This window comes from Pseudomonas marincola (genome assembly GCF_900116605.1).
Classification (GTDB): domain Bacteria; phylum Pseudomonadota; class Gammaproteobacteria; order Pseudomonadales; family Pseudomonadaceae; genus Aquipseudomonas; species Aquipseudomonas marincola.
Window position 1 is genome coordinate 70,406 of record NZ_FPBC01000012.1, and the last position, 12,537, is coordinate 82,942.

The 12,537-nt window shown below is 57.1% G+C and carries 6 protein-coding genes; 5 read left to right on the forward strand and 1 reads right to left on the reverse strand.

What is annotated here, in order from left to right; translation table 11 throughout:
- Positions 1 to 110 precede the first annotated feature (110 nt).
- From BM395_RS17750 to BM395_RS17765, 4 genes are read left to right on the forward strand one after another with little or no spacing between them, the layout of a single operon-like run.
- Positions 111 to 5,270 (forward strand): PAS domain S-box protein, encoded by a 5,160-nt coding sequence (locus tag BM395_RS17750; protein ID WP_244529006.1) that lies wholly within the window; start codon positions 111 to 113, stop codon positions 5,268 to 5,270.
- Complete coding sequence (locus tag BM395_RS17755; protein ID WP_090514335.1) at positions 5,270 to 8,185, forward strand: CHASE domain-containing protein; 2,916 nt, start codon at positions 5,270 to 5,272, stop codon at positions 8,183 to 8,185. The genes BM395_RS17750 and BM395_RS17755 overlap by 1 nt, the downstream gene beginning before the upstream one ends.
- Positions 8,178 to 8,564, forward strand: a complete 387-nt coding sequence (locus BM395_RS17760; protein WP_090514338.1) for a response regulator — start codon at positions 8,178 to 8,180, stop codon at positions 8,562 to 8,564. Before BM395_RS17755 ends, BM395_RS17760 begins: the two co-directional genes overlap by 8 nt.
- Positions 8,557 to 10,194, forward strand: a complete 1,638-nt coding sequence (locus BM395_RS17765; protein ID WP_090514341.1) for a diguanylate cyclase — start codon at positions 8,557 to 8,559, stop codon at positions 10,192 to 10,194. The genes BM395_RS17760 and BM395_RS17765 overlap by 8 nt, the downstream gene beginning before the upstream one ends.
- Positions 10,195 to 10,207: 13 nt before the next feature.
- Here BM395_RS17765 and chrA read toward each other — a convergent pair whose 3' ends face one another.
- Positions 10,208 to 11,404: a chromate efflux transporter gene (gene chrA, locus BM395_RS17770; protein WP_090514344.1), complete on the reverse strand. Its 1,197-nt coding sequence runs from the start codon at positions 11,402 to 11,404 to the stop codon at positions 10,208 to 10,210.
- A gap of 361 nt (positions 11,405 to 11,765) precedes the next feature.
- On the opposite strand from chrA, the gene BM395_RS17775 reads away from it, so the two are divergent.
- The gene (locus tag BM395_RS17775) at positions 11,766 to 12,398 is read left to right on the forward strand and encodes a class I SAM-dependent methyltransferase (protein ID WP_090514348.1); all 633 of its coding nucleotides are present in this window, start codon (positions 11,766 to 11,768) and stop codon (positions 12,396 to 12,398) included.
- Positions 12,399 to 12,537: the final 139 nt, after the last annotated feature.

The window sequence follows — 12,537 nt, forward strand, 5'->3', positions numbered from 1 at the left end:
ACAAATAAAGCCATTGCCGGACACCAGGCAGGGCTGCTAAAAGTTTGAGAATGCGGCTGCGGCATTGGCATCCGCATTACAGCTCAAACGTGCACTGGGGAAGTTGCAGTATGCGGTCAACCACCACAGAACGTCCCACCACAACCCGGCGCATCGTCGGTCTTGGTAGCCTGGCCCTGGCGTTACTATTCAGTGTGCTTGGCTGGCATGCCCTGCAAGAACGCGAAGCCCTGTGGCAGCTACAGATTGCCAAACAGGGCGAGTTGCAAAAGCTTGCCCTGCAAAGCGCACAAACCGCGCAACAGCAACAGGCACAAATACTCGCGCAAACCATCGCCGCCGACTCATGGGTAACCGAGCTGGTGCGACAGGCCCACTCGCTGCGCCAAGGCGAGTTCAACCAGCGCTACCTCGACAGCATTCGCAACCAGCTCAAATCTCGGCTCACCCCACGCTGGCGCGGCATGCAGCAATACCAGCAGTTTCAATTGCTGATATTCCTGGCGCCCCAGGGCGAGATGTTCCTGCAGATTCCAGCGCAGTCTGGTGGCGAGCAGATTACCCATAAACAAATGCTCAGCGATGCACTGACCAGCCAACGCAGCGTGGCCGGCCTTAACCTGACTGAACACCAATTTGCCATCAGCGCCATCACGCCGCTGCATGTGCCGAACCTCAAAGTTGAAACCACGGTCGGCGCCGTCGAAGTGCAACTCGGCTTGCAAGCCAATATCAAGCAACTGGATCAGGAGTTGGATGCCGGCGTGGCCTTGCTCGGTAATCTGCCAGGCACCAGCGGCTCGCCAGAAACACAGTGGAAAATCATCAGCCACTCACGTGATCAGGTTTTGAACTGGCAACAGCGCGCAGCATTGCCAAAACCTTCCGCAGACAACACGTTGAAGCTGCTTGAAGACGATGGCCGCACCTACTTGCTCAATCAGGTACCGCTGTCCGGCTATTCGACCAGCGCTCTCGCTCCGGCGCCCATCAGCGCCTATGCCTTGGTGTGGCGCGACATCAGCGAACTCTATGCACTGCACATCAGTGATAACCAGTGGCTGGTCGGCAAATGGATTTTTGCCTGGCTAGGGGCTGAAGCGCTGTTGTTACTGCTGCTTCTGGCAACCCGCAACAGTACCCGCTCAATGATGCTCAGCCACCAGCATGCGCTGCAACAGAAGCACCAGCAAAGCGAATACTCACGCGAGCTGCTGACCATCATCACCGAAGCGCAGTCAGCCTACATCGATACCCAGAATCAGCAAACTGCCTTTGCCGCGTTGCTGCAACGCATCATCGGCTTGACCAGAAGCCAGGCCGGCATGATTGGCGAAGTCCTCAAGACTGACCACGGTTCGACGACTTTGCGCACCCTTGCGCGCCACGACAGCCGCTTGGGCGAAACCGAGAACTGCTACTGGCTCAAGGACGATGAGCATCCACAACAGCGCACGCTGGAGCAACTGCTGGAGCCGGCTATCCGCGGCGGCCAGTTACGCGTTAATCAACCTGAGCAATTGGTGAGCGATGAGCCGCAGGCAATCAGCTCATTGATCAGCCTGCCGATCCAGCATCAGGGTGAGGTCATCGGTCTGCTGGGCCTGGTCAACCGCGCTGCGGGCTATTCAAATGAGCTGATCGAGCAGCTACAGCCGCTGTTATCGACCCTGGCGCAATTGCTCGCCGCCTTGCAGCGCGACATTCAACGTGAGCATGCCAACCTGCGCATGCAGCGCCAGCAACAAGCCTTGCACGCACTCAATGAAATCGCCGCGTTATCGGGTAATGGTACTCAGCACCAACTGCGCAAAGCCTTGCAACTGGGCGCGAGTTTTTACCGGATGCCACTGGCAATCATCAGCCAGATCGAGGACCAGAACTACACGATAAAGGTGCAGGTTTCGCCCAATAATGAGCTGTACGACGGCCAGCATTTTGCCCTCGGCGAGACCTATTGCAGCCTGACGTTGCAACAAGACAGCGTGCTCGCAATCGAGGCCATGCAGGTGTCTGCTTATGCAACGCATCCCTGCTACGAACTGTTCGCACTGGAAAGCTATATTGGCTCGACTATCTGGGTGAATGGCCAGCGTTACGGCACGCTCAACTTCTCCTGCAGCAAGCCACACCCCACTTCATTCGACGAATCCGACCGTGAGTTCATGCGCCTGTTTGCCCGCTGGGTGGGCAGCACGCTGGAGCGCCAGCAGCAGGAGCAAGCCAAGCAAACCTTATTGGCGCGACTTGATGAGGCGCAGCAACTGGCCAAGCTGGGGCATTGGGAAGCCGATCTCGAAACCAGAGAGCTGTTCTGGTCGGGCATGATTTACCAAATTCTGGGTATCGCTCCCGGGCAGTACAAACCGAGCATGGACGATGCCTTGGTGCACGTGCATCCGGAAGACCGCGTGCGTGTAGACAAGAGCAACGAGCGGGCGCGTGCGGGCGAACCCGTGGCGATCAGTTACCGGATTATCTGCGCCAATCAGCAAGTGCGCTGGGTGCATTGCACCACCAAGCTACAAGCCAACCAGCAAGGTGAAATGCTCAAACTGACAGGCACCGTGCAGGACATCACTGAGCGGATGGAAACCGAAGCCATCAGCAAAGTTCAGAGCCAAAGGCTGGCGAACGTGATCGAAGGCACCCAACTGGGCACTTGGCAGTGGAATGTGCAGACCGGCGAGACCGTCATCAATGAACGCTGGGCGAGTATTCTCGGCTACTCGCTGGACGAGCTTGAACCCGTAACAATCGACACCTGGCTCAACTTGAATCACCCGGATGATTGCCGCCACGCGCAAGCCTTGCTTGAGCAGCACTTCAGCGGACAAACGGCGTACTACAGCGTGCAATGCAGAATGCTCCACAAGGCGGGGCACTGGGTTTGGGTGCAGTCGAGCGGGCGCCTCGAAAGCTCAACCGCCGATGGCCAGCCGCTGATGATGTACGGGACGCATACGGACATCAGCGAACAAAAGATTCGTGAGCAGGAAACCCAACAGACGCGCCGCTATTTACAGACCGTACTCGACTCGGCCATTGGTGTTTCAGTCATTGCCACCGACGCCGAGGGTTTGATCACCCTGTTCAACACCGGCGCTGAACGCCTGCTCGGCTATCAGGCTGACGACGTAATCGGCGTGCACACCCCATTGCTGTTTCACCTCAAAAGCGAAATTGACCAGCGCGCCCGCGAGCTGAACGCTGAGTCCGGCATTGCCGTCAAAGGCTTTGAGGTATTGACTCACCTGCCGCGTGCCGGCGAACCCGAAACACGCCAATGGACCTACCAACACAAAAGCGGACAAGCGCTGATCATCAACTTGACGGTCAGCGCAATCACCGACAGCGCCGGGCATGTCACTGGTTTTCTGGGAGTCGGGAGCGATATCAGCGCACTGCATTTCACCACCCACGCCCTGCAAAAAAGCGAGCAGCGTTTTCGCAGCATGGTCGCCAACCTGCCAGGTGTTATTTATCGCTGTGACAACGACGCGCAATGGACGATGCGTTACATCGGTGGCGAAATTGAAACCATCAGCGGCTATCCGGCCAGCGACCTGATCGACAACCATAAGCGTAGTTTTTCCAGCCTGATTCATCCGGATGACATGGAAACAACGCGTAATGCAGTCGAGTCGATCGCCCAGCACAAAGCATTCGAACTGACCTACCGCCTCGTGCATGCCGATGGTCATGCCGTATGGGTGCGCGAAAAGGGTCGGGGTGAGTACGACAGCGAGGGCAACCTGCTGTGGATCAACGGATTCATCTGGGACATCAGCACCCGCAAGGCGGTAGAAGATGAACTACAAGTTAGCCAGCAACGCTTCAGCAGCGCATTCAGCACCGCACCGCAAGGCATGGCCCTGGTTTCAATCAGCGGTGAGCTAATCGAGGTGAATGACGAGCTTTGCCGCATTCTTAAGTATGACCGTGAGACCTTGCTCACTACCTCGGTTGCGCAGATTACCCATCCGCAAGACAGAACCAGCGACACACAAAATATTCGCGATTTGCTTGCCGGGCGATCCAATGCCTACCAGATAGAAAAGCGTTATCTCGACAGCCAGGGCAAAACGCTATGGATATTGCTCAGCGTCTCACTGGTGCGCAACAGTCAGGGACAAGCCTTGCACTTCGTTTCGCAAATCCAGGATTTCACCCAGCGGGTCGCCGCAGAAATGGCCATTCGCGAGCGTGAACACTACTTGCGCACGCTGCTCAACAACGTCGTCGATGCCATTATCACGCTGGACAATCAGGGCATTGTTGAAACCTTCAACCGGGCTGCCGAGTACATTTTCGGCTACAGTCCGGCGGCCATTATCGGCCAACCTTTCAGCACGCTCATGCCGCCTGTACGGGACAACGATGCCTCCACAAAACCAGCGATAGAACTGCTTGCTGAGCTCTCTGAGCTGACCGGAAACACCCGCGAACATATCGGGCTCAAGTGCAGCGGTGAAGTGTTCGTGATGGAAGTTGCAGTGTCTGAAATTCACCATCAGGGCGAACGACGGTTGATTGCGGTGATTCGGGATATCAGTGAGCGCAAGCGCATCGAACAGATGAAGACCGAGTTCGTCTCGACCGTCAGCCACGAACTGCGCACCCCACTGACGGCCATTGCTGGCTCTTTAGGATTGATTAACGGCGGTGCACTCGGTGAAGTCCCGCAGACTATGCGATCAATGCTGCAAATTGCCGCCGACAACAGCGCGCGCCTGGGCATGCTGATCAACGACTTGCTCGACATGGAAAAACTGGTCGCCGGGAAAATGAGTTTTAACTTTCAGTCCCAGGCGTTGCAGCCACTGATTGAAAAAAGCATTGCGCTCAACCAGCCCTACGCGCAGCAATACAAAGTGCAGCTGGTTCAGGTTGAGCAATGCGCCAATGACTGGGTATCGATAGATGCGCAGCGACTGCTGCAAGTACTGGCTAATCTATTATCGAATGCAGCTAAATTTTCACACCCCGACAGCATTGTCGAAGTTCATGTCACTCAAGCCGAACAATCCGTTCGCGTTGCGGTGCGCGATCACGGCAGCGGAATTCCGCTGGCATTCCAGTCGCGGATCTTCAGTAAATTCTCGCAGGCAGATTCGACCAGCACCCGTCAGAAAGGCGGGACCGGGCTGGGTCTGGCAATCAGCAAGGAACTCATCGAACAAATGAATGGCCGCATCGGTTTCGAGTCAGTCGAAGAACAAGGCAGTACATTCTGGTTTACCTTGCCTCTACAGGAGCGATCAGTGTGATGAGATTATCGGATCGCTTCAGCAGCACTTTTGGCAGGCTGTTCAGTCGTCGCAACATGACGGCCTGGGTCACGCTGATTCTGAGTCTGTGCATCGTGTTCTTCATGGTCTACAAACTCCTGAGCAACCAGCACGAGGCCGCTGAACAGCAGTTCGATCTGCTCACGGAACAACTGAGCAGGCAAATCCACACCCGCATGGTCGACCATGAAAAGATCCTGCTGGCCGCCGCCGGGCTGATGGACGCCAGCAACAAGGTCACCCGCCAGGACTGGAAGCGTTTTACTGATCGCCTGCAACTCAGCGACCGTTATCCGGGCATTCAAGGCGTAGGGTTCAGCCAGATACTGCGCCCTGATGAAATTACCGAGCTGGAAGTCCAAATTCGCAACGAAGGCTTCTCCGATTTTAAGGTTCACCCGCAAGGTGAGCGCCAATGGCGCAGCGCGATCATCTACCTGGAGCCTTTCAGCGGCCGCAACTTGGCGGCATTTGGCTTCGACATGTTTTCCGAGGCACGGCGCAGCAAGGCCATGCTGGCAGCGGCCACCAGCGGTGAAAGCCGGCTGACCGACCGACTCACTCTGGTTCAGGAAACCGAAGGCAAAGTGCAGGCTGGCCTGCTCATGTATGTCCCGGTGTACCAACACGGCATGCCGATATCTAACCCGCAGGAACGCCTCAAGGCACTGCGCGGATTCGTCTACAGCCCGTACCGCATGAATGACCTGATGACCGGGATTCTCGGCAGCGCGTTGCGATCTCAGGACTTTGAAATTTATGCGGGCGAGCAAGTCGATCCCGAGCGCTTGCTTTTTAACAGCCACGAAAGCTTGCCGCAGCATTCGGAGCCGACCGATCGCAGCTTGCAGTTAGACCTTTACGGGCAGACCTGGACGCTGGTGTTTCATCGTGACCCGGCATTTACCGCAAGTTTTGAGCAGGGCCATAACCTGCTGCTCTGGCTGGGCATTTGTATCAGCCTGCTGTTGTTCTTTCTGGTCAGCAGCCTGAGCCAGCGCGGCGAACAAGCACGCTCAATCGCCAGACAAATGACCGAGCAATTGCGGCAAAAGAAAGAGGCCTTGCGGCGCAGTGAAGAGCGCCTTGAGCTTGCCATAAAAGGCAGTAACGATGGGCTCTGGGACCTTGATCTGGAAACCGACAAACTGTTCGCCTCACCACGCGCCACGGAAATGCTTGGCTACAGCAAAAATGCTCCTGCGCCGGACAACTGGCATGCGCTGATTCACCCGGACAGCCTGCAAAATACATTAGCGGCCATAGAGCAACTGCTTAAGAGCCGCAGAACTCATATCAATGCCGAGTGTCTGCTGTTACACCGCCAGGGATTTTCCGTGCCGGTATTGCTGCGCGGTTATATTTTGCGCAACGAACACGGTGAGGCGACGCGTATCAGTGGCACCAGCATGGACCTGACCGAACGCAAACGGGTTGATCGCATGAAGGTCGAATTCGTCTCGACCGTCAGCCATGAACTGCGCACCCCGCTAACGTCGATTGCCGGTGCACTGGGTCTGGTCAACGGCGGCGCACTGGGCGAAGTACCTGCCACCATGAAACAGATGTTAGACATCGCACATCAAAACAGCTTGCGCCTGTCCCATCTGATCAACGACCTGCTGGACATGGACAAGCTGGTTGCAGGCAAGATGAACTTCAACCTGCAGAATATCGACCTCAGTAAGCAGATAGATGATGCCATCTCCAGCAATCAGTCGTATGCCGAGCAACACGATGTGCAGCTGAGCAAACAGACCTGTGAGCCGATCACGGTACGTGCCGATGAAATGCGCGTGCAACAGGTGCTGGCCAACTTCTTGTCAAACGCCATCAAGTTCTCGCCCGCAGGCAGTCAGGTGGACGTGAGCTGTGAACGCCGGGATCAGCGGATGCGCATCAGCGTGACTGACTCGGGGTGCGGCATCGACCCTAAATTTCATGAACAGATATTCCAGAAATTCTCCCAGGCCGACTCCACCGATAGCCGCCAGAAAGGCGGTACCGGGCTGGGGTTGGCGATTAGCAAAGAGTTGGTTGAGCGCATGCACGGCAGTATCGGCTTCGAGTCGGTACCGGGCGCTGGGTCTACGTTCTGGTGTGAACTGCCAATCGCCCAGGCTTTTACAGAGGTTGATCAAACCTCTGCTCAGCACACACCACTGTTGCTGGTGGTAGAAGACGAGCCGGACATTGCCTTGTTGCTCGAGCAGATGCTCACCTCAGCCCAGTACAACGTGCGCATTGCGAGCAGTCTGGAAGAAGCCCGCGAACTGCTGCGCAAGCATAAATTTGATGCACTCACCCTGGACTTGCGTCTGCCCGACGGCAGCGGCCTCGAACTGCTGCGCGAGTTACGTCAGTGCGCCGCCACGCAAGCGTTGCCAGTGATCGTGGTCACGGCAACCGAGCATCAGGGTCAACTCGATTTCGGCCTCAGCTTCGAGGCGATTGACTGGCTCGGCAAACCGATTGATCAGCAACACCTGTTAAACAGCCTCAGTCACGCCTTGCGCAGCATGCCCAGCCGGCCGCGGGTATTACACGTGGAAGACGATGCTGATTTGCGTGCCGTGGTGGCCGAACAAGGTCGCCATCTGGCCGAATTCTATTTTGCCGGTAGCCTGGCGCAGGCCAGAAAATCTCTCGCCAGAGAGCATTTCGATATGGTCCTGCTAGATATTTCGTTACCTGATGGCAGCGGTCTTGAGTTGCTTGATGAACTGCATGCTCAGTATCCTCAACTGCCCGTGGTGGTGCTCTCTGCAAACGAATTACCGGCGGCACGCCTGGGCCAGGTACATAGCGTGCTGGCCAAATCGCGTACCGACTCCAATCACTTCCTCGGCTTGCTTTCGCGCCTGCTGACCGCCAAAGAGAATCAAGATGTCTGAACTACGCCGTATTCTCCATGTAGAAGATGACCCCTCTATTCAGGCGGTGGCCAAGGTCGCGCTGGAGGCCGTTGGCGGCTTCACCGTGCTTACGTGCGCCAGCGGCCAGGACGCGCTGGATCAGATACAAGGTTTTGCGCCGGACTTTATTCTGCTGGATGTCATGATGCCCGACATGGACGGCCCGCAGACTCTGAAGAATCTGCGCGCTATTGTCGACCTCTCGCAGATTGCCGTGGCCTTCATGACCGCCAAGGTTCAGCCGGATGAAATCGAGTACTACCGCACGTTGGGTGCGTTGGATGTAATTATCAAACCTTTCGACCCCATGCAGTTGGCAGCGCAAGTTCGCCGTATTTGGAGTCAGGCTTATGGATGAGAAAACCCCGCCGCTCAGTGAGTTGCAGCAACACCTGCAACTATTGAGCGCTAAATTTTCCGAGCGTTTGAAGCACGAACTGCCCGAACTCAGAGGCATGGCCCAGGCGCTGCGCAATACGCAGGATCCGGCAGATCGCAAACAACTGCTGACTCGCGTGCGTGAACAGCTGCACAAGCTTTCCGGCAGTGCCGGTACGTTCGGCTTCGGCACGCTCGGCAAGCAAGCCCGCGAACTGGAGTTACAGGCTGTCGAATGGCTGGAGCATCTGGTCAAACAGGAGCAGGGCCACAGCGCCTTCCTCGACCGGCTTGAAGAAATGACTCAGCAAAACTTCGTCATGGAACTCAATGCGGCCAGTGGGCAAACCGTCACGGCAGTGAGCCAGGCGGCGCTAAATCAGCGGCATATTTATATCCTTGAACATGAAGTGGAGCTGGGCGAGAACCTGCGTCAAACGCTGAACAACTTCGGCTATATCGCCAGCCATTTTGCCAGTGTCGAAGCGCTGGATGAGGCGATCCGGGAGCACATGCCCGATGCCTTGATTATTGAGTCACAGGGATTGGAATACGCCGCAAAACTACAGGCTCAACGCAACGACGCTCTGTCGCTGCTGGTGGTTGCCCCGCAAGACGACTTCAGCACGCAACTGCAGGCAGTGCGCGCCGGGGCAATGGGTTTCTTCTGCAAGCCGCTGAATTTCTCCCAACTGGAAAACCGCCTTGAGCGTTGCTTTGCACAGCAACAAGGCGACCCCTACCGCGTATTGATTGTCGATGACGACCTTGAACTGGCTACGCGCTACAGCCTGGTTCTGCGCGGCGCAAACATGCAGGTAGAGATTATCAATGACCCGGCGATGATCTTCGCCCACATGCGCGACTTCAATCCGGAAGTGGTGCTGCTCGACGTCAACATGCCAACCTGCAAAGGCCCCGAGCTGGCGCAAATTATTCGCTTCAATGACGACTGGTTGCGCATCCCGATCATCTATCTGTCCGCCGAAACCGACATCGTCCGGCAGATGAGCGCGCTGCTCAAAGCCGGTGATGACTTCGTCACCAAACCGATCTCGGATAACGCCCTGATTGCCACGGTGTTTGCCCGTGCCCAGCGCGCACGCCTGCTGAGTAATGCGCTGTCGCGCGACAGCCTGACCGGTTTGCTCAAGCATGCCGATATCAAGGATCAGCTCGCGGTAGAACTTGAGCGCACTCAGCGTAAGTCTTCGATTGCCAGTGTGGTGATGCTCGACATCGATCACTTCAAGCAAGTTAACGATAACCATGGCCACAGCGCCGGTGACAACGTCATTCGCTCGCTCGCCAACCTGCTGCGTCAACGCCTGCGCCGCGTTGACTGCCTCGGTCGTTACGGTGGCGAAGAGTTTCTGGCGGTATTACCCGACTGCGACGCTGAACAAGCGCTGCGCGTTCTCGACGAGATCCGCCAACGCTTCTCCGAACTGTGTTTTCTGAGTAAAGACGGCCAGTTTTCAGTCACGCTGAGCGCAGGCATTGCCATGACGCGCAGCGCCGACACGGCCGGCGAGTTACTTGAGCGCGCTGACAGAGCCCTGTACGCGGCAAAACATAACGGCCGCAATCAGGTTCAACTCGGCGGCTGACCCAACCAACCGGTCAGGCCAGCACGCCGGCGATTAACGCGCTGCCAATGACCACCAACCACGCTGGCAACTTGAAGTACATCAAGGCCAGCAGCGCAGCAGCCGCCAGCAGAATATCGGCCGGCTGCTCGATTGCGCTGGTCCAGACCGGCTGATACAGCGCTGCCAGCAACAGGCCGACCACTGCCGCATTCACGCCGGCAAGCGCGGCCTGTGCGCGCACGTTGCTGCGCACCTGTTGCCAGAACGGCAACGCCGCTGCCACCAGCAAGAATGACGGAAGAAAAATCGCCAGCAACGCAATAAGCCCGCCAAGCCAACCGGTCGGAAAACTGTTCATGGATGCGCCGAGAAATGCACTGAAGGTAAACAACGGACCAGGCACGGCCTGCGCTGCACCGTAGCCCGCGACAAATACGTCATTAGAGATCCAGCCGGGGCCAACGACTTCGGCCTGCAACAGCGGCAACACCACGTGGCCACCGCCAAACACCAGCGCGCCCGCGCGATAGAAACCGTCAATCATCGCCAGCGCCTGCCCGCCCACGCTGTAGGCAAGCACAGGTAAACCCAGCAACAAGACCAGAAAGAGTGCAAAGCACAGCACGCCCACACGCGGGCTGACGCTCACTGATAATTCATCGCTACTGTCTTTTGGCGCCGGGTGCAGCCATATCAGCCCGGCCACAGCGCCCAACAAAATAACGGCGAGCGGGCTCCACGCAGAGGGCACCAGCAACACCCAAGCAGCCGCCAGCACAGCCAGCAACTTACGCGGCCAATCCGGGCACAGGCTTTTACCCATCCCCCAAACGGCTTGCGCCACAACCGCCACGGCAACAACCTTGAGGCCATGCAACATGCCGCCTGAAACCAGCTCGCCGTATTCACTGATACCCAGTGCAAACAGAATTAGCACGATGGCCGATGGCAGCGTAAAGCCCGCCCAGGCCGACAGTGCCCCGGCATAACCTGCACGCGACAAACCCAGCGCCATCCCGACCTGGCTACTGGCCGGCCCCGGCAAGAACTGGCACAAGGCAACAAGGTCGGCGTAACTGTGTTCGCTGAGCCAGCGCCGGCGGCTGACGAACTCCTCGCGAAAAAAACCGAGGTGCGCCACCGGCCCGCCGAATGAGGTGAGTCCCAGCTTGAGAAATATCAGGAAAACCGACCAGCAACTCCGGTCGTGATTATGAATGTCGCGCATGCCCTGCCCTGTTAGAACCCACTACCGATTGCGCCAACATAGCGGACTCGGTAACAGCGGTATATCGTTCGATGACGTTGCGTGCAGCTTAAAAGAACCTGCAACAACGCAACCTAACCTACGCCGTTGGCGTTAACAGATGATGAATGCAATTCAGTCAGGTGAGTTTCTGGGCATCCGCCACTGACCTTGACCAACGCCAACTGAACAATACTGCCGCCCCTTTGGCGCCTTGGTACGCGTTGAGAGTTAGCGCGGTTGAATCCCGAGAGTCTACAAGTCTTAACCCGCCGCACATTACCTGCCGCACCAGCACTGAGTTACGATAACCAGACATCCACGCCCGTCAGGCTTATTTCGCATGCCGCTCACCCCGCAACAACTGGCCCTCATCAGCGCCTCGACCATCGGCCATTACGAAAGCCGCGCCGAAGCGTTTCGCGATGGCACGCGCGACCATGACGTGAGCCAGAACATTACGGCCCTGCTGCGCCACATCGATGCGCCAGCGCCGCTGCAAATCCTCGATTTCGGCTGCGGACCGGGCCGTGACCTGCGTACCTTTCGCGCTCTCGGTCATCACCCGGTTGGCCTGGATGGCTCGGCGAGCTTTGTTGAAATGGCGCGCACCGAAAGCCAATGCGAGGCCTGGCAGCAAGATTTTCTCGCACTGCAACTTCCCGCCGAACGCTTTGACGGCGTGTTTGCCAATGCAGTGTTATTCCACATTCCCAGCGAAGCCCTGCCGCGTGTTTTGAGCCAACTGCATGCCACGCTTAAACCCGGTGGCGTGCTATTCAGCTCCAACCCACGCGGTGACAATCAGGAAGGCTGGAATGCTGAGCGCTACGGCGCGTATTACGACCTGACGCACTGGCGCGAACTGATGCAGGCGGCCAATTTCAGCGAGCTTGAGCATTACTATCGCCCGGCCGGATTACCCCGCGAGCAACAACCCTGGCTCGCCAGCGTGTGGCGCAAAGCCAACGTCTGAGCCCGAGCAAACGTCCACAGCGAACCCGCGTCGATGCATAAGTAACAAATCAACAAATCGCTATATACAAAAGTAGATAGCGCTACTTAGAATCCAGTCCTACTCTCTGTCGCAGCAACAGACTCGGAACAAGGACCCG